At 69.5% G+C, this 21,380-nt stretch carries 19 protein-coding genes; 14 read left to right on the top strand and 5 right to left on the bottom strand.

Features of this window, described 5'->3' with window-relative positions; genetic code table 11:
• Nucleotides 1–433: 433 nt before the first annotated feature.
• The 6 genes from KMW22_RS13410 (at nucleotide 434) to KMW22_RS13385 (ending at nucleotide 9,325) form a co-directional block, all read left to right on the top strand.
• Nucleotides 434–1,888 (top strand): UDP-N-acetylmuramoyl-L-alanyl-D-glutamate--2,6-diaminopimelate ligase, encoded by a 1,455-nt coding sequence (locus KMW22_RS13410; RefSeq protein WP_221090546.1) that lies wholly within the window; start codon nucleotides 434–436, stop codon nucleotides 1,886–1,888.
• Nucleotides 1,889–1,947: 59 nt separating this feature from the next.
• Complete coding sequence (locus KMW22_RS13405; protein ID WP_221090545.1) at nucleotides 1,948–3,996, top strand: DUF3160 domain-containing protein; 2,049 nt, start codon at nucleotides 1,948–1,950, stop codon at nucleotides 3,994–3,996.
• Nucleotides 3,997–4,120: 124 nt separating this feature from the next.
• Nucleotides 4,121–5,059, top strand: coding sequence for a CapA family protein (locus KMW22_RS13400; protein WP_221090544.1), 939 nt, complete (start codon nucleotides 4,121–4,123; stop codon nucleotides 5,057–5,059).
• Nucleotides 5,053–5,646: a hypothetical protein gene (locus KMW22_RS13395; RefSeq protein ID WP_235692934.1), complete on the top strand. Its 594-nt coding sequence runs from the start codon at nucleotides 5,053–5,055 to the stop codon at nucleotides 5,644–5,646. The genes KMW22_RS13400 and KMW22_RS13395 overlap by 7 nt, the downstream gene beginning before the upstream one ends.
• Nucleotides 5,647–6,435: 789 nt before the next feature.
• On the top strand, nucleotides 6,436–7,839 hold the full coding sequence (locus tag KMW22_RS13390) for an RtcB family protein (RefSeq protein ID WP_221090543.1): 1,404 nt from the start codon (nucleotides 6,436–6,438) through the stop codon (nucleotides 7,837–7,839).
• A gap of 301 nt (nucleotides 7,840–8,140) precedes the next feature.
• A complete protein-coding gene (locus KMW22_RS13385) occupies nucleotides 8,141–9,325 on the top strand; it encodes a sugar ABC transporter substrate-binding protein (RefSeq protein ID WP_221090542.1) in 1,185 nt (394 codons plus the stop codon).
• A 52-nt stretch (nucleotides 9,326–9,377) separates the two neighbouring features.
• Here KMW22_RS13385 and KMW22_RS13380 read toward each other — a convergent pair whose 3' ends face one another.
• Entirely contained in the window at nucleotides 9,378–10,034 is a 657-nt protein-coding gene (locus tag KMW22_RS13380; RefSeq protein ID WP_221090541.1) for an HAD-IA family hydrolase, read from the bottom strand.
• Nucleotides 10,035–10,120: 86 nt separating this feature from the next.
• Here KMW22_RS13380 and KMW22_RS13375 point away from each other — a divergent pair, with 86 nt between their 5' ends.
• Nucleotides 10,121–10,729, top strand: a complete 609-nt coding sequence (locus tag KMW22_RS13375) for a DedA family protein (RefSeq protein ID WP_221090540.1) — start codon at nucleotides 10,121–10,123, stop codon at nucleotides 10,727–10,729.
• Nucleotides 10,730–10,811: 82 nt separating this feature from the next.
• On the opposite strand, the gene KMW22_RS13370 is transcribed toward KMW22_RS13375, so the two are convergent.
• Nucleotides 10,812–13,034 carry an MMPL family transporter gene (locus tag KMW22_RS13370; protein ID WP_221090539.1) on the bottom strand — a complete coding sequence of 741 codons (2,223 nt, stop codon included), beginning with the start codon at nucleotides 13,032–13,034 and terminating at the stop codon, nucleotides 10,812–10,814.
• 144 nt (nucleotides 13,035–13,178) lie between these two features.
• Here KMW22_RS13370 and KMW22_RS13365 point away from each other — a divergent pair, with 144 nt between their 5' ends.
• Nucleotides 13,179–13,556 carry a helix-turn-helix domain-containing protein gene (locus tag KMW22_RS13365; RefSeq protein WP_221090538.1) on the top strand — a complete coding sequence of 126 codons (378 nt, stop codon included), beginning with the start codon at nucleotides 13,179–13,181 and terminating at the stop codon, nucleotides 13,554–13,556.
• Between the two features lie 180 nt (nucleotides 13,557–13,736).
• Nucleotides 13,737–14,126 carry a hypothetical protein gene (locus KMW22_RS13360; protein WP_221090537.1) on the top strand — a complete coding sequence of 130 codons (390 nt, stop codon included), beginning with the start codon at nucleotides 13,737–13,739 and terminating at the stop codon, nucleotides 14,124–14,126.
• Nucleotides 14,127–14,159: 33 nt separating this feature from the next.
• Here KMW22_RS13360 and KMW22_RS13355 read toward each other — a convergent pair whose 3' ends face one another.
• Nucleotides 14,160–14,939: an APH(3') family aminoglycoside O-phosphotransferase gene (locus KMW22_RS13355; RefSeq protein WP_407928447.1), complete on the bottom strand. Its 780-nt coding sequence runs from the start codon at nucleotides 14,937–14,939 to the stop codon at nucleotides 14,160–14,162.
• Between the two features lie 109 nt (nucleotides 14,940–15,048).
• On the opposite strand from KMW22_RS13355, the gene KMW22_RS13350 reads away from it, so the two are divergent.
• The 4 genes from KMW22_RS13350 (at nucleotide 15,049) to KMW22_RS13335 (ending at nucleotide 18,003) form a co-directional block, all read left to right on the top strand.
• Nucleotides 15,049–15,756 carry a YqhA family protein gene (locus KMW22_RS13350; protein ID WP_221090536.1) on the top strand — a complete coding sequence of 236 codons (708 nt, stop codon included), beginning with the start codon at nucleotides 15,049–15,051 and terminating at the stop codon, nucleotides 15,754–15,756.
• A 191-nt stretch (nucleotides 15,757–15,947) separates the two neighbouring features.
• The gene (locus KMW22_RS13345; protein ID WP_221090535.1) at nucleotides 15,948–16,841 is read left to right on the top strand and encodes a hypothetical protein; all 894 of its coding nucleotides are present in this window, start codon (nucleotides 15,948–15,950) and stop codon (nucleotides 16,839–16,841) included.
• The gene (locus tag KMW22_RS13340; protein WP_221090534.1) at nucleotides 16,838–17,200 is read left to right on the top strand and encodes a hypothetical protein; all 363 of its coding nucleotides are present in this window, start codon (nucleotides 16,838–16,840) and stop codon (nucleotides 17,198–17,200) included. The genes KMW22_RS13345 and KMW22_RS13340 overlap by 4 nt, the downstream gene beginning before the upstream one ends.
• A gap of 86 nt (nucleotides 17,201–17,286) precedes the next feature.
• Nucleotides 17,287–18,003: a CDP-alcohol phosphatidyltransferase family protein gene (locus tag KMW22_RS13335; protein ID WP_328774701.1), complete on the top strand. Its 717-nt coding sequence runs from the start codon at nucleotides 17,287–17,289 to the stop codon at nucleotides 18,001–18,003.
• Between the two features lie 122 nt (nucleotides 18,004–18,125).
• Here KMW22_RS13335 and KMW22_RS13330 read toward each other — a convergent pair whose 3' ends face one another.
• Nucleotides 18,126–18,800 (bottom strand): DUF2270 domain-containing protein, encoded by a 675-nt coding sequence (locus KMW22_RS13330; RefSeq protein WP_221090533.1) that lies wholly within the window; start codon nucleotides 18,798–18,800, stop codon nucleotides 18,126–18,128.
• A 239-nt stretch (nucleotides 18,801–19,039) separates the two neighbouring features.
• Here KMW22_RS13330 and KMW22_RS13325 point away from each other — a divergent pair, with 239 nt between their 5' ends.
• Nucleotides 19,040–20,407, top strand: coding sequence for a S8 family peptidase (locus tag KMW22_RS13325; protein ID WP_221090532.1), 1,368 nt, complete (start codon nucleotides 19,040–19,042; stop codon nucleotides 20,405–20,407).
• 242 nt (nucleotides 20,408–20,649) lie between these two features.
• Here the strand turns inward: KMW22_RS13325 and KMW22_RS13320 are convergent, their stop codons facing one another.
• Nucleotides 20,650–21,303, bottom strand: a complete 654-nt coding sequence (locus KMW22_RS13320) for an MBL fold metallo-hydrolase (protein ID WP_221090531.1) — start codon at nucleotides 21,301–21,303, stop codon at nucleotides 20,650–20,652.
• Between the last annotated feature and the right edge of the window lie 77 nt (nucleotides 21,304–21,380).

The raw sequence follows: 21,380 nt of genomic DNA, 5'->3' as shown, positions 1-21,380 counted from the left end.
GCAGGGTTCACCTTCAGGTCAGGTGGTGCGAGCGGCGCGAGTGACCGCGACAGACAGCGGTTAGCGTGGCGTTGAGGGAGGTCCCTGCCTTCCCTCAATGGAACGGAAGACCGCTGTCAGACGACGTTTCTCTCATGGTCTTACTCGCCTCGCTTAAACACGGTCCGAACGATGGTTGAACAGGGACTCGGCCAGTGTGCGAGGCGGCTGCGGTGGCCGTGACGAAAAGATCGTGTGGGGCGCTTGGCCTGTTTCCTTTATCTGGGCCGCCATTCTGCGAGCCCCTCGCAAGGGCAGAAGAAAAAGCAGTGGGGTTGGCCGGGGGCTCTCTGCAGCATGTGGACGGCCACAGTGGCGCATCTCAGGCGCTGGGCACCCCTCCAGACCACGCCCCCTGGCCCCGCCGCCACCGCCTTTCCGTATCATGCGCCCCATGCGCCTTGCCGAGCTGGCCGCTGCCCTGCACCTGAGTGCCCCCGACGCCAACCCCGAGGTCACGGGGGTGACCCACAACGCCGACTGGGTGCAGCCGGGGTTCGCGTTCGTGGCCATTCGCGGCGCGCGTTTTGACGGACACAGTTTTCTGGCACAGGTGGCCCAGGCGGGCGCGGTGGCGGTGCTGGGCGAGGGGCTGCCCGAAGGTGTCACCTCGCCCCTGCCCTACCTGACGGTGCCGGGCGCCCGCGCCGCCCTGGCCGACGCTGCCGCCGCGCTGGCCGGGCACCCCAGCCAGGAACTGCGCGTGGTGGGGGTCACCGGCACCGACGGCAAGACCACCACCAGCTGGCTCACCCGCCACCTGCTGCGCGCCGCTGGCCTGCGTACCGGCCTGCTGAGCACCGCCGGCTACGAGCTGCCAGACGGTGAACTGCGCCATTTCCCCGCACATTTCACCACCCCCGAGGCGCCGCAGGTGCAGGCCACCCTGGCCGAGATGATCGCGGCAGGCGCGCAGGCCGCCGTGCTGGAAGCCAGCAGCCACGCCCTGGCCCTGGACCGGGTGCGCGGCGTGGCGTGGTCGGCGGCCATCTGGACCCACCTGAGCCCCGAACACCTGGACTTTCACGGCACCATGGACCGTTACTTTGCCGACAAGCGGCGCCTGATCGAGCGTTCGCCCTTCGCCGTGCTGAACGTGGACGACCTCTGGACCGCCCAGTTGCGCGGCGTGGCGCCCCAGGAAACCACCTACTCCGCCGAAGGCCAGCACGCCGACTGGCGCGCCGGGGGCATTGAAGAGCGCTCAACCGGCCTGCACTTTCATGTGGTCTCGCCGCACGGCGAGTTCGATGCCCAGCTGCCCATGATCGGCCGCTTTAACGTGGCCAACGCCCTGGCGGCGATGGCGGCGGCGGCGCACCTGGGGGCGGATGTGGCGCAGCTGCGCGCCGGGCTGGCCACCTTTGCCGGCGTGCCCGGCCGCATGCAGCTGGTGCCCGACCCGCAGGGGCGCCGGGTCATCGTGGACTTTGCCCACACGCCGCCCAGCCTGGACAAGGCCCTGGGCACCCTGCGCGCCACCACGCCGGGGCGACTCCTGGTGGTGCTCGGATCGGCGGGCGGCCCGCGCGACCCCGGCAAGCGGGCGCCGCTGGGCGAGGTTGCCACCCGGCTGGCCGACCACGCCTTTTTCACGGAAGAAGACTGCCGTGACACCCCGCTGGACGAGATTCTGGCCGAGATGGAACGGGGAGCGCGGGACGCGGGTCGCACGAATTTCACCCGCGTCCCGGACCGCCGCGAGGCCATCCGGGCGGCGATTGCCGGGGCCCGGCCCGGCGACACCGTGCTGCTGGCCGGAAAGGGCCCCGAAGACACCCTGGAACGCGCCGCCGAGACCCTGCCCTGGAACGAGACCGCCGAGGCCGAAGCCGCGCTGCGGGCTTAGGCGCCCCCCTCCCGGCATTTACCGACAAAGACCAGAAGGCGGCGTGGTATGACAGCCCCATGCGCCGCCTCACCCTCACCTTGCTGCTGGCCCTGCCCGGCGCGGCCCTGCTGCCTGCCGCGCTGGCCGCTCCCAGTTCGTACACCCTGCCGGTCAACCTCTCGGCCATCAAGAACCAGGAACTGCTGCGTTCGGACCCCGAGGTCGGCACCAGCGGTCTGAGCCCCGCCCAGCGCGCGGCCCTGAGCAAGAACGGCTTCGTGATCGCGCCCGCCACCTGGGCGCACTTCGACGGCGTATACGAGGCCACGCGCTACCTGAACCAGCCGGTGTTCGTGACCACCGACTCCATGCTGCACGCCTACCACCTCGTGTTCAGCAAGCTGCTGCGCGACCTGGAACGCGAGGCCCTGTCACCCGCCCTGCGCCGCATGACCGCGCTGCTGGTCGCGGACGCCCGGCGCCAGCACGCCGCCCTGAAAGGCACGGCCCTGGAAGGCGACGCCCGGCGCGCCCTGGCCTACCTGGCGGTGGCGCAGGAACTGATTGACCCGGCCACCACCCCCCCGGCCGAGGTGGCGGCCCTGGTGGCCCAGGAGGTGCGGCTGATTGACGCCCACCAGGGCCAGGCCACGTCGCCTATCTTTGCCGCCACGGAACTGGAAGAGGATTACTCGCAGTACGTGCCGCGCGGCCACTACACCCGCAGCGACGCCCTGAAGCGCTATTTCCGCACCATGATGTGGCTGGGCCGCCTGAACCTGCGCGTAAAAAGCCCCGGCGAAACCCGCGTGGCCGCGCTGCTCACCAACCTGATCAGCGGCAACCCCGAGGCCCAGAAACTCTGGGCGCGCATCTATGACCCCACCGCCCTCCTGATTGGCCGCAGCGACGACCTGGATTACCGCCAGTACGCCGCCGCCCTGAGGGCCGCCACGGGCGGGCAGGTGCGCCGGCTGGCGAACCCGGCGGTCCTGAGCACCTTCCAGGCGGCGCTGGCCAAGCTGCCCCTACCCCAGGTGAACAGCCTGTTCGTGGAGGCCCGGCCCGGCGAGGGCCGCGAGGTGCGCGAGCGCGAGACTCTGGGCTTCCGCATGATGGGCCAGCGCTTCACCCTAGACGGCGCGGCCTTTCAGCGGCTGGTGTACCGCGAGGTGGGCAAGCAGGGCCAGGAGCGCTGGCTGCCGCGTGGCCTGGACCTGCTGGCCGCCCTGGGCAGCGACGCCGCGCTGAACGAGCTGCGCCGCTCGGGCGAGGACCGCTACGCCAACTACCTGCCGCAGATGGCCAAGGTGCGCGCCAGCTTTGCCGCCCTGAAAGAAGCCGACTGGACCGCCAACGTGTACAGCGGCTGGCTGTACGCCCTGCAGCCGCTGGCCAAGCCGGCCGCGCGCGACGCCCGCTACCCGGCCTTTATGCGCACGGCGGCCTGGACCCGCAAGGAGATGCTCACCGCCCTGGGCTCGTGGACTGAACTGCGCCACGACACCATCCTGTACGCCAAGCAGACGATGGCCGAGATGGGCGGCATAGAAGAACCCCAACCCGCGCGCGGCTACGTGGAGCCCAACGCGGCCGTCTGGACCCGGCTGCTGACCCTGGAGGCGCTGACCCGCCGGGTGCTGGCCGGCCAGGGGGTGCTGTCGGCGCGCACCAAGCAGAACCTGGATGAGCTGCGCGCCATGCTGACGTTCCTGAATGCGGCCACCGCCCGGCAGCTGGCCGGGCAGGCCCTGAGCGCCGAGGACTACGAGCGGCTGCACCTGTACGGCGGCTGGCTGGAGCAGATGAAACTGGCCAGCGCCGACCCCCAGGACGGCGAGAACGCCAGCCAGTTCGACGAAAACGACATGGCGGCAGTGGTGGCCGATGTCGCCACAGGCAACGGCCGGGCGCTGGAACAGGCCACCGGCTATATCCACGAGCTGTACGCCGTGGTGCCCGATGGCCGGGGCGGCCTGCAGGTGGCGCGCGGCGGCGTGTACAGCCAGTACGAATTCACCGTGCCGGCCGGCAGCCGCCTGACCAACGAGGCGTGGCGCGCCCAGCTGCGCAGCGGCAAGGTGCCGCCCCTGCACCCGTGGCTGAGCGGCATTGTGGTGAAGTGAGACGGTCTCCGACCGGAGGGCCTAGCAGAGCGGCGCAGCAGAGAAGGAATACGGATGTCCGGGAAATAGACCTGGAAGGCTCCGCAGGAGAGGAACAGCCTGTTCTGTTCTGGCTGTTCCGGACATGGACGGCAGTCCGTATGAGCGCGGGGCAGGCCAGAACGCCGTGAACGTGCGCATCCTCTGGCCGGGAGGGGCCGGCCTGCTGCTGTTCGCGCTGGGCGCCCTGCTGGTGTCGGGTGGGCGGGACACGGCCCCGGCGGGGCCAGTGCTCGCGGTGGCGGGCGACGTGAGCCTCGCGCGCGGGGTGGCGGCAGCCAATGCCAGCGACTGGCCCGCCGCGCTGGCGGCGGTGGCCCCGGCCCTGCGCGCCGACGTCGCAGCGGCCAACCTGGAATCCCCCCTGACCACCACCCCGCGCCAGACCCCGGGCATTGACCTGCGCGCGCCGCCAGCGGGGGTGGCCGCGCTGGCCCCCTTTACCCACCTGGGCACCGAGAACAACCACGCCCGCGACGGTGGCCCGGCCGGGCAGGCGCAGTCGCAGGGGGCCCTGCGCGCCGCCGGGGTAGTGCCCGTGACCCGCACGCCCACCCTGAGCCGCGTGGGCGGCGAACGCGTGGCGTTTGTGGCCTATCTGGACGACGGGCGCACGCCGCCCCCCCTGGCGGCCATCCGGGCGGCGGCGCACGGGGCGTGGGTGGTGGTGCTGCCGCACTGGGGCGAGGAATACGGCCTGACCACCGCCCGGCAGCGCGCGCAGGCCCGGGCGCTGGTGGCGGCGGGGGCCACGGTGGTGGCGGGCAGCGGGCCCCATGTCCTGCAGGGCCACGAGGTGCTGCGCGGCCCCCGGGGACCTGCGCTGGTGCTCTACAGCCTGGGCAATCTGCTGTTCGATCAGGCGCTGCCCGCCACCCGCGTGGGCGCGGTGGTTCGCGTTCCGCTGCGGCAGGTGGGCGCTGCCTGCGCCGTGCCCACCCGTATCCGCGCCGGGCGCGTGGGGCCCGCCACGGGCGAGGATCGCCGCACCGCCCTGCGCCGCCTGGGGTTGCCCCCATGCTGACCCGGAAGTGGGGGCTGACCCTGCTGCTGGCGCTGCCAGTGGCCCTGGCCGGCGGCGCCGGGTCACCCCCCTGGCGCGCGCTGAACCCGGGGGGCCAGTGGGGGCCAGCGTTCCAGGTGCGCCCCGCACCCTCCTGCCCGCCCCTGACCCTGCCCCCGGCCTGGGACGTGCGCAGCCAGGCCTGGGCCGACGTGACGGGCGACCGGCAGCCCGAATGCGTGCTGGCCCTCTGGCGACCCTGGCGCGACTGGCCCATAGGGCGCTGGGCGGCGGCCCCCACGCCCATCACCGGCAACCGCGACGCCCAGGGCCGCAGCGCCCATATTGCGGTGCTGCGGCCCCGGCCCGGGGGGCGCTATCAGGAAGTCTGGGTGGGCAGCGCGCTGTTTCAGCCCGTCTCGGCACTGACGGTGCGCCCGGACGGCACATTGGTGACCCTGGAAGTCACCTACGCGGCCCCGCAGGCTCCGGGGCAGGCGCTGAGCGAATGGCGCTGGACCAGCTTCGGTTTTCGCCTGCTGCGCCGCGTGCCGGTGCAAGCGCGGCAACTGGCGCTGGATGCACGCGGCTGGCCCGCCGTGCGCTGAAAGAGTGGGCATGGACCAAGCGTTGTCCCCCAGGTCATCCGGTGCGTGCCTGACGGCGCCGGGACGCACACTCACCATTGACGGGCCCATCGTGAGGGCTGGCCCCCCCACAGAGAACTGGTCTGACGTGGCGCTCAACGCACAGTGAAACGGCATGCGGGTCAACCCGTCTGGGCCTTCCTTCAGGAACACCACACCCCGGGCTGTCCAGGTTTCGCCCACGTGTTCAATGGGGTAGGTGAACACCAGCCTGACCACCGAAGCGCGGCGAATGGCGATGTGCGCGGTGTCCGTACAGGCCGCGCGGGTGGCCGCCTCTGACCATGCCCGCTCCCGCAGGGTCTTTGCAGAGCTGAGCTGCAGGGCCAGATGACGGGCCGACGGCTGAGCGCCCAACAGGAACGCCCCGCCCAGCACCAGCCCGCAGATCACCACGCCTGAACGCAGAGGGCACCTCCAACACGGAGAATAGGAAGAAGGCGCCAGGAGAGCGTCCACCAAAAACTGTAGGCCTGCGCGGCCAGCCCCTTCTCTGGCCCGCCAAGCTTTACGCCCGGCCAGCGCCGCCTCATCCCCGCCTGGGGGAAAGAGGGATGAAATGGGCCATGTTCGTTTGTCCGGCTGGTGAATTGCGCTAGGGCAGAGTCGGCCGTCTGGCCGATGCCCGGCCGGGGCCACGCGCGCCACAGTGCAGGGCGGAGGTACGCCATGCCCGATCCAGCCGATACCGGTTCCCGAATGCCCCCAGCCCGCCCTCCCGCCCCCTCTCCTCCCTGAAACGAGACCCCCATGAACGGCAAACACCTTGTAAAACTTGGCCTGGAGAAAAAAGCCATTGCCCTGGCACAGACCGCCGCCACTACCCGTGAAAAAGCGGGCCTGGAACGTGAGGACATCCTCTCGGAACTGCGTGCGGTGCAGGCCAACCCCGAAGCGTACCTTGCAGGCGGCGTCTACGCCGAGCTGGCCGCTGAACTGGCCGCGCAGCAGGCCAAGCGCGACGCCCAGAAGGGCGCCGAGCTGCGCCCCACGCCTCTGCCCTACCCGGTGTGGGGCGAGGACCTGATTGAAGCGGGCGCCCGCACCCAGATGGACGTGGCGATGCGCCTGCCGGTCAGCCGCGCCGGCGCCCTGATGCCCGACGCCCATGTGGGCTACGGCCTGCCCATTGGCGGCGTGCTGGCCACCGAAAACGCGGTGATTCCCTACGGCGTGGGCGTGGACATCGGCTGCTCCATGATGCTCAGCGTGCTGCCGCTGGCCCCCCAGGGACTGCACGCCGAAGACGGCAAGGCGCTGCTGCTCAAGCACACCCGCTTTGGGGCCGGCGTGGCCTTTGAGAAGCGTGACCGCCCCGACCACGAGGTGCTGCACGAAGGCACGTGGCGCGATCAGGCGCTGCTGCGCCATCTGTTCGACAAGGCCGCCACCCAGATCGGCACCTCGGGCAGCGGCAACCATTTCGTGGAGTTCGGCACCTTCACCCTGCCGGAAGGTGACCTGGGCCTGGAGGCCGGCGAGTATCTGGCGGTGCTGTCGCACAGCGGCAGCCGGGGTTTTGGCGCGCAGGTGGCGGGGCACTTCACAGGGCTGGCCGAGCGCCTGCACCCTGGCTTGGCTCCCGAGGCCAAGAAGCTGGCGTGGCTGCCACTGGACCACGAAGAGGGGCAGGCCTACTGGCAGGCCATGAATCTGGCGGGCCGCTACGCGCTGGCCAACCACGAACTGATTCACGCCCGGCTGGCCCGCGCCCTGAACGTGCAGCCGCTGGCGCAGGTGCGCAACAGCCACAACCTCGCCTGGAAACAGACGGTGGGCGAGCAGGAATTGATCGTGCACCGCAAGGGCGCCACCCCCGCCGAGGCCGGGCAACTGGGCCTGATTCCCGGCAGCATGGCCGACCCCGGGTACGTGGTGCGCGGCCGGGGCAACCCGCAGGCGCTGGGCAGCGCCAGCCACGGCGCCGGGCGCGTGCTGGGCCGCAAGGCCGCCGAGCGCACCCTGGCCAAAAAGGACGTGCAGGCCTACTTGCAAGAGCGCGGCGTCACCCTGCTGGGCGGCGGCATTGACGAGGCGCCCCAGGCCTACAAGCGCATTGAAGAGGTGATTGGCCGTCAGCGCGATCTGGTGGACGTGGTCGGCACCTTCCAGCCCCGGATTGTTCGCATGGACACGGGCAGCGAGGACGTGTAGAGCCTAAAACCAGCATGACGGGGGCAGGGGTCGGACTGACTTCCGCCCCCGCTTTCTGACAGCACAGCGCCATTCGCAAAGGAAGAAGAGTATTTCTCAGTCATGAGAAAGCCCGATGGGGCGCTGTCTTGCCAGATGAAAGCCCATTGGCTGACGTGGCGTTGACAATTTCGTAAGAATTCAGGGGAGAAGATGCGTTTCGGAACCCCTGTGGAACCGCTGCCAGCCGCGTGGCTGATCCCTCTTCCAGGCCAGATGCCTGGAGGGGCGCGCCGTGTCCATCCGGGGGACGAGGAGCCCCATGAACCGACTGCTGACCCTGAGCCTGCTGGCCCTGTCCACCCCCGCTTCGGCCGTCACCCTGACCGTCTGGAGCCATTTCACCGACACCGCCGAGGTGGCGTGGCTCAAGGCCCAGACGGCCAGCTACACCCGCCTCAGCGGCAACCAGGTCAAAATCGTGAACGTGCCGCTGGACAAGCTGGCCGACCAGCTGATCGCCACCGCGAAGAAGGGCAAGGGCCCAGACCTGATCGTCACGCTGCCCCAGGACCGCTTTGGGCAGCTGGTCACGGCAGGCGTGCTGGAACCCATGGACGCCTACGTGGCGCGCCGGGGCGAGTTTGACCGCACCACCCTCACCGCCCTGACCTACCGGGGCAAGCTGTACGGCCTGCCCATGTTCGCGGAGTCGGTGGCGCTGGTCTACAACAAGAAACTGGTGCCCACCGCGCCCACCAGCTGGAACGAGTTCATCCGCGTGGCCCAGAAGAACACGGGCGGCGGCAAATACGGCTTCGTGACCGACCTGAGCAACGCCTATATGCAGTACGGCCTGATCAGCGCCTATGGCGGCTACGTGTTTAAGAACAACAGCGGCACGCTGGACGTGAAGGACATTGGCCTCGCCAACGCTGGGGCCGCCCGCGCCCTGAACCTGCTGAACGACCTGCGCTTCAAGTACAAGCTGGTGCCCGAAGGCATGACGGGCGACAAGGCCAAGGCCGCCTTCCTGAAGGGCGACGCCGCCATGATCGTGACCGGGCCCTGGGACATGGGCGACATCAAGAAGGCGGGCATCAACTACGGCATCACGGCGCTGCCCACCCCTCCCGGGGCGCCGAATCCCTGGAGCCCCTTCGTGGGCGTGCAGGGCATCGTGATGAACGCCTACAGCCCCAATAAGGCGGCAGCGGCCGAGTTCGCCCGTGGCATGGTGACGGGCGTGGCGCAGCTGTCCTTTAACCAGGCGGGCGGGCGTATTCCGGTGAACGTGACGGTGCGGCGCAACCTCGCGGCCAACCCGATTGTGAACGGCTTCGGGCGCGTGATCACCAGCGGCACCCCCATGCCCAACGTGCCGGAAATGGGCCAGGTCTGGACGCCCTGGACGGAGGCGATTACCGAAGGCGTCAAGAAGCCCGGCACCAACGCCTCGGCCCTGCTGGCAAAAGCCGTGCAGACCATGCAGAAGAACATCAAGTAATAAGTCGTTCGCAAGGCGGCCCCTGGGAACGGTCTCAGGGGCCGCACCCGTTTCAGTTCCGTCCCGCCGCCTGCAGCAGTGCGTCCAGGCCACCCTCGTAACCGTGCAACTGGGGCCACGCCGGGGGAAAGGGCTGGGTGCGGGTGACCTCGTTGGGCACCACCACCACGCCCATGCCGGCTGCAACGGCGGCGGTGGCCCCATTCAGGCTGTCTTCCACGGCGAGGCAGGCGGCAGGGTCCAGGCCCAGCCTCTGCGCGGCCAGCACGTACAGTTCGGGGTCCGGCTTGACCCGGCGCACGTCGTCGCGGGTGGCCAGGGCGCTGAAGTGGTTCAGCAGGCCATGCTGCGAGAGCCAGCGCGTCACCCAGGCGCGGTCGCTGCTGGTGGCCAGCCCCAGCGCCAGCCCCCGGGCGCGCACCTCGTCCAGCACGGCGCGCACGCCGGGGCGCACGTCGGCGTCTTCCAGGGCGGCGTGTACCGCCCCACGCAGTTCCTCATGCACCGTCTCGCGCTGGGCCTGCACGTGTTCCGGCAGCCCAGCCCAGGGGTCAAAGGCGTCCCAGGTGCCAATGCCGCGCTGCCAGTCCTGCAGGTGCAGTTCGCGCCCGTGGCGGCGGTACAGGGCCTGCCAGTGCTGAAATTCGGGGGTTTCGGTGTCGAAGATGGTGCCGTCGAAGTCGAAGATCACGGCGCGCAGGGCGTTCATGGGGGCAGTGTAGGGGGCAGGTGCGTAAAGCGGACTTCACTTTCGGCGGACGTGAAGGCTGAGCAAAAGCCGCTACCCTCGGGGGTATGGCCGACTGGGTGCAAAACCTGATGGACAGCATGGGCTATGTGGGCATCCTGCTGCTGATGATCCTGGAAAACATCTTTCCGCCCATTCCCAGCGAGCTGATCATGCCCTCAGCCGGCTTTGCGGCTTCGCGCGGGGATCTGAGCCTGCCCCTGGTGATTCTGGTGGGCACGGCGGGCAGCGTGCTGGGCACCCTGCCGCTGTACTACCTGGGCCGGGCCTTTGGCGAGGAAAAGCTGGTGAAGTGGGCCGACAAATACGGCAAGTGGCTCACCCTGAGCGGCAAGGACATCCGCAAGGCCGACGACTGGTTCGACAAGCACGGCACCAAGGCGGTGCTGTTCGGGCGCCTTGTGCCGGGCATCCGCAGCCTGCTGAGCCTGCCCGCCGGCATGAGCGAAATGCCCATGGCCAAGTTCCTGATTTACAGCTCCATCGGTTCGGCGGTGTGGGCGTCCATCCTGGCGGGCGCCGGCTACCTGCTGGGCGAAAACTACGACCGCGTGGAGCAGTACGTGGGCCCCGCCAGCAAGGTGATCCTGGCCGTGGTAGTGGTGGCCGCCATCGTGTGGTTCGTGCGGCGCAAAAAGGCCCAGGCGCAGGGATAGGGTGTGGGGTGTGGGCAAAGCGGCCCGCACCCCACGCGCCTTGCTGTTTTTCCTACAACCCACAACTCACGCCCCACACCCCCTAATGCTCCAGCCGAATCCGGGGCAACACCCGCTCCAGCCACGGGGGCAGCCACCAGTTCCAGCGTCCCGCCAGCTTTAAGAACGCCGGGACCAGCACCAGGCGCACCAGCGTGGCGTCCAGCACCACCGCCACCGCCAGCCCCAGGCCAATGCTCTTGCTGGCGACCACACGCCCGAACACAAACGCCGCAAAGACGATAAACATGATGATCGCCGCGCTGGTGATGATCCGGGCGGTGTGGCCCACGGCCAGCACCACGGCCTCATCGTTGCTGGCGCCGCGCAGATGTTCTTCCTGCACCCGGGAAAGCAGGAAAATCTCGTAGTCCATGCTCAGGCCGAACATCACGGCAAACAGCAGCACCGGCAGGCTGGCGTCCAGCACGCCCACATCGGCGGGAATGCCCAGGGGGCCGGCCAGGAACCCGTGCTGCACCACCAGGGTCACCACGCCGGCGGCGGCGGCCACGGTCAGGGCGTTCATCAGAATGCTTTTGAGGGGAATGAGCAGGCTGCGAAAGGCCACCATCAGCAGCAGGAACGTGCCCGCAAAGACGGCGGCAATCACGGCGGGCAGCGCCCCGGTGATCGCGCGGCTGAATTCCTCGCCGCCAATGGGGGCCCCGCCCAGCAGGTAGAGGTACCCGCTGGCCTGCAGGGTCTGGCGCAGCTGCCGCTCGAACGCCGGAATCTCGGCGGCGGGCAGGTTGCGCTCTGGCACCACGGTCACGCGCAGCAGGGTGCGGTCCGCGCTGAACGAGCGCCGCGTGAGGACGCTCAGGGCGGCGAGGCCCTCGGCATCACTCCCACCCGCCGAGGCCAGATCGGCCGGGGTCAGGAAGGGGCTGAGGACGCCCCTGACGCCGGGCAGGGCGCGCAACTGCTCCACGAGCGCCTGAAACCTCGCGCGGTCTTCGGGGCCGTAGCGCTGGCCCTGCAGGTCCAGCACCACCTCGAACTGGCTGAGCAGGCCGCCCGCCCCCAGGGCTTCCACATCTTTCAGGGCGTCGCGGCTTTCGACCCCCGGGCTCAGGCCCCAGGCGCCCGCGTAGCCGGTGCGCATGGTCAGGGCGGGGGCGGCCAGCAGCAGCAGCAGCGCCGAGGACCCCAGCACCGCCGCCCAGGGCCGGGCCGTGACCCGCCGCGCAAAGGCGGTCCAGGCTGCCGAGGCCGCGCCACTCTGGGCCCAGGTGAATTTGAGGATGCGCGGGCTGTTCACTCGTTCCCCCAGCAGGGCCAGCAGCGCAGGCAGCACGGTCAGGCTGGCCAGCACGGTCAGCAGCACCGCCAGCACCCCGCCAATCCCAATTGAGCGCACAAACGCGATGGGCGGCAGAATCAGCCCCGCCATGGCAATCGCCACCGTCAGGCCGCTAAAGGCCACGCTGCGCCCGGCAGTCTGCACGGTGCGCGCGGCGGCGCGGCGGGGGTCCGGGTCGCGGCGCAGTTCCTCGCGGAAGCGGTTGACCATCAGCAGGGCGTAGTCAATGCCCGCACCCAGCCCCAGCATGGTGATCACGCTCTGGGCAAAGGTGCTCACCTGCATCACATGGGTCAGGCCGTACAGGGTGGCCATCGCCACGCTGATGCTCAGCATGCCCACCGCCAGCGGCAGCGCCGTGGCGACCAGCGCGCCAAAGACCAGCAGCAGCAGCCCCGCGATCAGCGGCAGGGCCGTCAGTTCGCTGCGCTTGGTGTCCTGCTCGGCAAAGAAGGTGAAGTCGTCGGCAATGGCCTGCCCGCCCGTCACCCGCACGTCCAGCGCCGCACTGTCCACGCCCGCCGCGTAGGCCCGCACGCGCGCCAGGGTTTCGGTGGCGCCGTCTTCCAGCGGAATCTGCGCCAGCGTCAGACCCAGGGTGCCGGCCGCGTCCTGGGTGGGCAGTGGGCCCCCCGCCTGGGCGGGCACCACACGGCTGACCCCCTCTACCCCCCGGAGCCCCTCGACAAACCGCTTGTAGGCCGCGCGGCCCTGCGCCGTACTCAGGGGCGGCTGGCTGCGGGTGACCAGCACCGCCGTGTTCGTGTCGCGCTCGCCAAAGCGGTCGCGCAGCAGCGCGGTTACGCGCGTGGCTTCGGCGTGGGTGAGGCCGCCCGCCGGGTCGGCGTTCAGGGCGGCAGGCGCGCGGGCGGCAAACGGCAGGCTCAGCAGCGCCGCCAGCACCCACGCCAGCAGGGTCAACCACGGATGACGAGCCACCAGACGCCCCAGGGTCACCATGCCCGGAGTAGACCACGGCCCCCCGCCCCCCCGACTTCACCCAGGCTTACAGAAGCAACTGATATCAACTTGCGCTATCTATTGACAATTAGTGCAATTTGCCGCAAGATAACCTCACCTGAGAGGAGGTGGCAGAATCAAGGCATGACCACAGACGAGGTGCTCACGCTCGAAGAACTCGCCGCCTTCCTGAAGGTGAGCGAAACGACCGCCTACGCCCTGGTGCGCGGCGGCGAGGTGCCCGGACGCAAGGTCGGGCGGGAATGGCGCTTTCTAAAAGCGCGCGTGGTGGACTGGCTGATGCGGGCCGGCACCGAAGGGGACGACATGGACAAGACTGGTTTTGTGCAGCGCGACGAGCTGGGCGGCGAATTCAAGCAGGAAGGCGGGCAGGAATATGTGGCGCTGTGGCTGCCCATCACCCGTGAGGAAAAGGCCGCGCAACTGGATAAAGCGGCGCGCGAGGGCGTGAATGTCAGTGAACTGGTGGCCAACTATCTGCGCGAGTGGGTCAAGGCGTAGGGCACAGAGAGGCGATAGGGGGCGCAGGCTCTTTCCACTGGCGGGCCTTCCTCAGAGGGGGTGCCCGCCAGTGCTGTTGTACCGGCACGTCCGCAGCCTGAAGACCAGACCGCCACGACCTGCTTTCTGGTGGCATTTGTGCCTCTCTGGCGAGAATGCGCGCCCTCTACACTTGTGGGCATGCACCCCGAGATTGCTGCGACACTGGATGCCATTCTCAAGGCGCATGGAACGGTGCCGCCTCTCTGGACGGCCTACCCACACCTTCATCCCTACAGCATCGGGTGGCGAATGGGTGCTGGTGAACTTTACAAGATGGCCTGGTCTAAATGGTGGCGGCAGCAGGTGTGGACGGAGGAGCAGCGCCTGACGTATGTGCGCGCCTATCCCTTCCGTGCAGCGTGGCTGGGGCACGTGATCTCGCTGCTGTGGGGCATCTCCATTCACGATCCCGAAGTGGAGGTGCAGCCTTACTTCGAGGCGGCACAGCGCCTGGGGTTCGCTTCCCGGGCCGAGTTTGAGGCGGATCTGAAGGCCCAGGACTGGGGCATGCGGCGCTCCCTCCCCTAGAGCCCCACCGGCCGAAGCTGGGATGCTGGCAATCTAAAACAGCTCGTCCAGCAGCGTGTAATAGGCCAGCTTGCCCTCATCCACCAGGGCGCGGCCATACAGGTCAAGGAACATGCCGGCGTACACCGGGCCCAGGTCCGCGCGCACGCTGCGGTGCGCCAGGGCCAAGTCGGCGTGGCGGTCGGCAATGCCGGCGCGGCCCAGGTCAATCAGGCCCTCCACGTATTCTCCGCTGACGATCAGGTTGTCCAGCGTGGCGTCGCCGTGGGTGACCACCAGATCCTCGTGGGCGGGGCGGGTGCGGGCCAGCTCATTGAACACGCTCACAGCGCCCCGGCCCTGGCGCTCCTCGTCAAAGTCGGCCTCGTCCACCAGCCCAGCCTGCACGCGCTCGCGGGCCAGGGGCAGGGTGACGGCCAGGGTGGCGGTAAACGGGCAGTCGCGCACCGGCAGGGCATGCAGTTCGCGCAGGGCGCGCGCCAGCAGCCCCACCACCCGCTCCGGGTGCAGCAGGGCGTCGGGGTGGCTCATGGGGATGCCGCTCAGGCGCGTCATCGCGAGGTACTCGGCTTCCGGGGTCACCTCAAAGCCCAGCACGGCGGGCACCGGCAGGCGCCCAGCGAACCAGCGCAGACGTTCGCGCTCCTGCTGCAGGCTGGGGGCCCCCTGGCCCCGGGGCTGCACCTTGACCACATGCCGGGTCGAGCGCCACACCTGCGCGCCGCTCTGGCCGCCATCTAGCCTCTCCCAGCGCGCGGCCGGCAACACGCGCCGCAGGGCGTCCGGCAGGGTCAGGCGGGGCTCGGTGTTCACGCGGCCCAGCATAGGGCGCCGCGCGGCCACACTGGGAGGCCAGTGGGCGGCGAGGGTCAGGCAAGCGTAAAGGCGGGCCCCACCCGCGCGGCGGCGCCCCCACCGCATCATGGGCGGCGTGACCCGTTCTTCTGCCCCGGGCCCGGCCGCCCCGCCCCCCGCCGAGCCGTCCAAACGCGAGTGGTTCAGCGAGGTGATTGGCCGCACCCGCTTCGTGGTGCTGATTGCCGTGATCGCCGTGCTGCTGGTGTCGTTCAGTCTCTTTTTGCAGGGCACACTGCTGGCGCTGCAGACCATCTGGGAATCCTGGCGCGACACCTTTGCCCAGGGCATTTCCAGCCAGAAGGGCGAACTGGCCGTGGAATTTCTGGAAATCGTGAGCACCATGCTCAAGGCCGTGGTGTTCTACCTGATTGGCGTGGGACTGTATTCGCTGTTCATCACGCCGCTGAACCTCACCTCGGCGCTGGGGGTCGAGAGTCTGGCCGACCTGGAGCAGAAGGTCGTGTCGGTGATCATCGTGATTCTGGGCGTCACCTTTCTGGAACACTTTGTGCGCTGGGAAAAGCCCCTGGACACGCTGTATTTCGCGGGCGCCCTGGCGCTGGCCGGGGGGGCGCTGGTGTTCTTTCAGCGGGTGCACCGGGGCAGCGGCGGCGACCTGGAACAGCCGCAGTCCAAGCTGCGCGCCCGCCAGGAACTGTTCGAATATCACACCGAACAGCGCCACATTGACGACCGCGACGTGGAACTGGCCGAAGCCGCCACCCAGGCCAAGCTGGAAGGCAAGGCCGATGCGGAGGAGGGCAGTGGGTAAGGGAGGTTGTGGGGCGTGGGGTGTGGGGTGTAGGAAAAGCAGGATCAGGGGAAAGACCGGGGCAGCGGCGGCACGGTTTAAGCCCTGAAAAGGCAAAAGGCCTGCTGGTACCATGAACGCCTGAAGCCCCTCCGCCCTTCCCACACCCGACAACCCACACCCCACAACCCCTTGCGCGTACACTGGGCAGAATGAGGGTTGGTCTGCTTGAATCTCGCGCCGCGCGGCTTCCCGGGTACTGGGCGGCGTATCTGAAAGAACTGGGCGCCCAGCCCGTCAAACCCGCCCTGGACGATGCCCGCGCCCTGGCCCTGGGACGCGAGAGCCTGCCCGGCGAGCCGGTGACGGTGCAGCTGGCGCTGGGGCGCATCCTGGCGCTGCCGAAGGTGGATCTGGCCCTGCTGCCGCAGTGGGCCTGGGTCAGCGGTGACAGCTGGAGCGAGGCGCTGCCGGAACTGCTGTCGCGGCGGATCAGTGGCCTGCCCACGCTGCTGGCGGTGCCAGACCAGCCCGAGACCCTGGAAGGCGCCGCCGCCGAGGTGGGCATGCGTGTGGCCCAGAATGCCGGGCAGGTGCGCCGGGCGCTGGAAAAAGTCAAGCCGCTGGCCAGTGACCCGCGCGTGGCCCCCCCGGCCCTCAGCCGCGCCAGCCGGGTCACGGCGGCCGTGATTGGCCCGCGCGCCCTGCTGGGCGAGGGGCACCTGCTCTCGCCGCTGCGCGCGGCGCTGGACGAGGCCGAACTGCACGCGGTGTACAGCCACGAACTGGCCGTGCCCGAGGTGCTCAAGCGCGCCGAGCGCCTGCCGGCGGGCGAGCGCGCGGCCCCGGGGGACCTGGAACTGTTCGGGGCCACCTCGCTGCTGGGCGGCAAGGGCGCCGTGCGCGGCTTTGTGTTTGTGGTGCCGGCCCGTGACGGCGCGGCGCAAGCGGCAGCGGCCCGGCTGGCGGCGGCGCAGCACAAGCCCACCCTGATCGTGACCGTGGACGACCCCGAAGGCGCCAGGTTCCCCGAGCTAACCGCCTTCCGCGAGCGCCTGACGCTGGGGGCCAGCACGCGCCCGGCAGGCCCAGAGGCCACCCCATGAACCCCTGGCGCTGGCTGACCACGCCGGACCCCCACCCCGGCTTCACCACGCCCAAGCTGCTGAAACTGCTGGTGCGCGTGATGCTGTTTGCGGTGCTGGCCACACTGCTGAGCAGCCTGCTGCAACTCACGCCGCTGCGGCCCTACCTGAACACGTGGTGGGGCAGCCTGCTGTTCGTGCTGGCACTGTACCTGCCCCTGTCGCGCTTTCTGAACGTGGACACCTTTGTGCCCCGGCGCCTGCAGGCCCAGGTGGACGCCCGCAGCGCCGCCGGGCGCACCACGCGGGCCCAGCGCCGCAAGGAGCGCAACCGCTACGCCGGCGTGCGCAAAAGCGCCCCGCGTGGGGGCCGCCGGTAGACCCGGACCCCGCCCACACCTTCAAGGCCCGGCCCGCGCGGGAATGGGCCTGCGAGGCGCTGTTCCGCCCCGCCGCGCAGCAGTTCGTGCCGCCGCTGGCCCGCTGGCGGGTGAACCCGGCCCAGGTGGTGCTGGTGCACACCACGCTGGGCCTGTGCGCAGCGGGCCTGATCCGGCGCGGCGACCGCCTGACCCCGGCGCTGCTGCTGCAGCTGAAAACCCTACTGGACAACCTGGACGGCCAGCTGGCACGCGCCACCGGGCAGACCACCGCCACCGGCCGCTACCTGGACACCGAGATGGACCTCGTGGTGAATGCCGCCCTGAACGTGGCTCTGGCTGGCCGGGCAGGCTGGGCGTTGACGCTGCTGCAAAGCCTGATTCTGAGCGTGGATTACCTGTGGGAGCGCGAGTACCGTGGGGCCCGGGGGCAAACTTTCCGGGACGCGCCAGCGCAGGGCGGCGATCATCCGCTGGTGCTGCGCGCGCTGGAAGCGGTGTACGCCGCGTATTTTACGCCGCAGGAGCGGGTGCTGGGCGCCCTGTTCGAGACCCGACTGCGCCGCGCGGCGAGCCACCCGCCCACCGCTGCTGACCGCCGCGCCTACACCCCCAGGGCCGCCCTGACCCTCAGCGCCAACCTGGGGCTGTCCACGCAACTGCTGGGGCTGGGGCTGTGCCTGCTGGCGGGGCGGCCCGGGTGGTATCACCGCAGCCTGGGCCTGCAGGCGGCGGCTCTGCTGGGCACGCAGCTGTGGCGCGAGGCCCGGGTGAGGCAGGGACGGGCACGGGCAGAGACATAAGGACCGCACCCTTCACCCCATCAACGTTTCCATTCCCGGTCCAAGGTCCTTTTTTCGTGCCTCGCTCTGCGGCGCCGCTGTCCCTGTCCGCTTGGTAGATCTAAAGATCACCTGCGAGAGACTTAGCCCTCTTCCAGCGGATAGGTCTGTGCGGCGCGGGCGGCCAGGAAAATCAGGTGCAGGTAGAACAGGCCCACGCCCAGAAACACCGCCCAGCCCGGAAAGTTGCCGATATCGGCCAGCGAAAAGGCCTCGGGGAAGGTCATCACCCAACCCTTGGGCTGCCCCAGGTCCAGTTTGGCCAGCCACGCCAGCAGCACAGCGGCGTAGATCCACAGGTAATTGCGGCTCAGGCGCCAGCCCAGGGCGTCGGCGCGGGTCATGGGGCTGCGGGGCTTGCCCAGTTCAGCCAGCAGCAACTGGTGCCAGCCCGGGTCCACGCGGTCACCCAGCATGGCCGGGTAAAAAAAGCGCTCCATGATGCGCACGCGGTGGTGTGCAATCTCGAAGGTACGAAAGCGCCGGGCTTCCAGACGCAGAAAAAAGTAGTTCATGAACATGGCGAACAGAAAGGTGGCGTGGCTGTTGTTCACGTCGCCCAGCGCAAAGGACGCCAGACCGGCGGTGGTCACCACCGACCAGTTGGTGGTCATGTCCAGCCGCTGGCGGTAGGCGGTCATCTTGCCTACCTCGGCGCGGTACAGGTGGATCAGGGCGTTGGCGGCGTTGGTGGTGTAGCTGACATCGGTCAGGCCGCCGCCCGCCGCCGCGCCGGGGCCGCCCCCGGTGCCGGGCATCAGCCCTGCCCCCTGGCCCCGCTGGCCACCCCGCGCCCGCCCACCGCGTTCATGCCCGGCACTGTAGCGCGGCCACCTGCCGGGCACCGGAGCCGTTCTCATATGCCGAAGATTTCACAGCCCTGGGGGGCGCGGATCGCTACATTGCCCGTTATCTCTTTTCAAAACGCAAGGTGGGCAGGAGACCCCGCCCGGTCCCCCTGTTCGCATGCGCCCAGCGCGCTGCCCCGGAGGTTTTCATGAATGCACGTCTGCCCCTGCTGCTGACCCTGACCGCCCTGCTCGCCGCCTGCGGCCAGTCCCCCACCACCTCGGCCCCGGAGCTGGGTGCAGCGACGGAAAGCGCACCTGTGACCGTCGCCGGGCAGTATGTGGCGGGCGAGGTGATTGTGCAGCTGCGCGGCGGCCTGAGTGCCCAGAGCCTGAGCGCCCTGAGCAGCCTGGGTGTGCAGTCGCTTGAAACCCTGGCCACGGTCAACGGCGCGGCCCTGCTGCGCGCCCAGATCACCGACGGCCAGAGCGTGACCGCCAAGGTGGCCCAGCTGGCGCAGAGCGCCCTGGTGCGCTTTGCCGAGCCCAACTGGCTCTACGAGCACCAGGCCACGGCCTCGGACCTGTACTACACCAACGGCACCCTGTGGGGCATGGCGGGCGACGCCAGCACTCCTGCCAACGCTTACGGTAGCCAGGCCGCCGAAGCCTGGGCACGCGGCGCGGTGGGCAGCGACAGCGTGTACGTGGGCATCATTGACGAGGGCTATCAGTTTGACCACCCGGACCTGAAGGGCAACGTCTGGCTGAACCCCTTTGATCCGGCCGACGGCCGCGACAACGACGGCAACGGCTACGTGGACGACACGCGCGGCTGGGACTTTGCCAACAGCGACAACACCGTCTACGACGGCGGCACGCGCGGCAGCCAGGACAGCCACGGCACCCACGTGGCCGGCACCATTGGCGGCACGGCCAACGACGGCGGCGTGGTGGGCGTGAACCACAACGTCACCATGATCAGCGGCAAGTTCCTGGGGCGCCGGGGCGGCAGCACCGCCGACGCCATCAAGGCGGTGGACTACTTCACCGACCTGAAGACCCGGCACGGCCTGAACATCGTGGCCACCAACAACTCCTGGGGCGGCGGCGGCTACTCGCAGGCCCTGTATGAGGCGATTGTGCGCGGCGCCAAGGCCAACATCCTGTTTATCGCGGCGGCGGGCAACAGCGGCACCAATAACGACACGACCGCCAGCTACCCCAGCAACTACGACACCACGGCCGGCGCCGGCTACGACGCCGTGATCGCCGTGGCCGCCATTGACAAGGCCGGCGCGCTGGCTTCGTTCAGCCAGTACGGCAAGACCAGCGTGGACATCGGCGCGCCCGGCGTGGCGATCACGAGCAGCGTGCCCTACAACAAGTACAGCAGCTACAACGGCACCTCTATGGCCACCCCCCATGTCTCGGGCGCCGCCGCGCTGTACGCCAGCACCCACCCGGGCGCCAGCGCCCAGAGCATCCGCGCCGCCATTCTGGGCAGCGCCGTGCCCACCGCCAGCCTGAACGGCAAGACGGTCACGGGCGGGCGCCTGAACGTCAGCGGCTTCTAACGTTCAGCTTCCCTGGGCGCGGCCTCCTGTGCAGGGGGCCGCGCGCCTGTTGGGCTGAGTGTCGCAAGCGCTGATACCGGCCTCCTCTACTACCAAAGCAGCGTGGGCGAGCGAAAGGAGGCTGTTCCACCGCCGTCATCCCGTACGCTCTCGTGTTTGCTCTCCTGCGGAGCTCTCTGAGTCTGCGCTGCGGCTTCCGCGAGTCCGCTTCCCCCTCGCCTTCGGCTCACCTGAGCTCCGTCTCAGCGCACAAAGGGATTTGTGCGGCGCTCGGCGCCGATGGTGGTGCGGGGGCCGTGGCCAGGGTAGACCGCCGTGTCGTCGGGCAGGGTCAGCAGCTGCTCGTGAATGCCCTGCAGCAGCTGCGGGCCGTGGCCGCCGGGCAGGTCGGTGCGGCCAATGCCGCCCTGGAACAGCGTGTCGCCTGCCACCACGAACCCCTCGCCCAGGAAGACCACATGCCCCGGCGCGTGACCAGGCAGAAAGCGGGTGTGCAGCGTCAGGTCGCCCGCCTGGAAGGTCTGGCCCGGGGCGATCTCGTGGTCAGGGTCGGCAGGCTGGGTGAAGGGCAGGTTCCAGCGGGCGGCGCTGGCGGCCCCCAGACGGTACAGGGGCAGGTCGGCCGGGTGCAGATAGACCGGCACGCCCAGGGCCTCCCGGAGGGGCTGCACCGCGCCAATGTGGTCAAAGTGCGCGTGGGTGAGGAGAATGGCGCGCACGGTGACGCCACTGGCCTCCACCAGGGCCTGCAGCCGCCCCGCGTCGTCGCCCGGGTCAATCAGAAAGCCTTCGTGCTGTGGCCCCGCCACCAGTACCGCGTTTTCTTGCAGGGGTCCGGTGGGCAGCGTCCACACGCGCGCGGCGCCGTGGGTGAAAGGGGCAGGGAAGCGGGTCATGTGCGGCAGTGTACGTGCTGGGTCATACGGAACTAAATTGATTGCACACCCGTCCGAGCCACGCGGTGGCCCCCTCA

It is taken from the genome of Deinococcus aquaedulcis, from assembly GCF_019693445.1.
In the GTDB taxonomy this organism is placed as follows: Bacteria; Deinococcota; Deinococci; order Deinococcales; family Deinococcaceae; genus Deinococcus; species Deinococcus aquaedulcis.
This window is presented reverse-complemented; position numbering and strand designations above follow the sequence as displayed.

Bases quoted from the DNA above. Each gene is read 5' to 3' on its own strand.
- KMW22_RS13385 (WP_221090542.1), top strand. From the start codon at position 8,141: ATGAACCGACTGCTGACCCTGAGCCTGCTGGCCCTGTCCACCCCCGCT.
- KMW22_RS13375 (WP_221090540.1), top strand. From the start codon at position 10,121: ATGGCCGACTGGGTGCAAAACCTGATGGACAGCATGGGCTATGTGGGC.
- KMW22_RS13340 (WP_221090534.1), top strand. From the start codon at position 16,838: ATGAACCCCTGGCGCTGGCTGACCACGCCGGACCCCCACCCCGGCTTC.
- KMW22_RS13330 (WP_221090533.1), bottom strand. From the start codon at position 18,800: ATGCCCGGCACCGGGGGCGGCCCCGGCGCGGCGGCGGGCGGCGGCCTG.
- KMW22_RS13400 (WP_221090544.1), top strand. From the start codon at position 4,121: ATGGACGGCAGTCCGTATGAGCGCGGGGCAGGCCAGAACGCCGTGAAC.
- KMW22_RS13390 (WP_221090543.1), top strand. From the start codon at position 6,436: ATGAACGGCAAACACCTTGTAAAACTTGGCCTGGAGAAAAAAGCCATT.
- KMW22_RS13395 (WP_235692934.1), top strand. From the start codon at position 5,053: ATGCTGACCCGGAAGTGGGGGCTGACCCTGCTGCTGGCGCTGCCAGTG.
- KMW22_RS13365 (WP_221090538.1), top strand. From the start codon at position 13,179: ATGACCACAGACGAGGTGCTCACGCTCGAAGAACTCGCCGCCTTCCTG.
- KMW22_RS13350 (WP_221090536.1), top strand. From the start codon at position 15,049: ATGGGCGGCGTGACCCGTTCTTCTGCCCCGGGCCCGGCCGCCCCGCCC.
- KMW22_RS13360 (WP_221090537.1), top strand. From the start codon at position 13,737: ATGCACCCCGAGATTGCTGCGACACTGGATGCCATTCTCAAGGCGCAT.
- KMW22_RS13370 (WP_221090539.1), bottom strand. From the start codon at position 13,034: ATGGTGACCCTGGGGCGTCTGGTGGCTCGTCATCCGTGGTTGACCCTG.
- KMW22_RS13410 (WP_221090546.1), top strand. From the start codon at position 434: ATGCGCCTTGCCGAGCTGGCCGCTGCCCTGCACCTGAGTGCCCCCGAC.
- KMW22_RS13345 (WP_221090535.1), top strand. From the start codon at position 15,948: ATGAGGGTTGGTCTGCTTGAATCTCGCGCCGCGCGGCTTCCCGGGTAC.
- KMW22_RS13325 (WP_221090532.1), top strand. From the start codon at position 19,040: ATGAATGCACGTCTGCCCCTGCTGCTGACCCTGACCGCCCTGCTCGCC.
- KMW22_RS13405 (WP_221090545.1), top strand. From the start codon at position 1,948: ATGCGCCGCCTCACCCTCACCTTGCTGCTGGCCCTGCCCGGCGCGGCC.
- KMW22_RS13320 (WP_221090531.1), bottom strand. From the start codon at position 21,303: ATGACCCGCTTCCCTGCCCCTTTCACCCACGGCGCCGCGCGCGTGTGG.
- KMW22_RS13380 (WP_221090541.1), bottom strand. From the start codon at position 10,034: ATGAACGCCCTGCGCGCCGTGATCTTCGACTTCGACGGCACCATCTTC.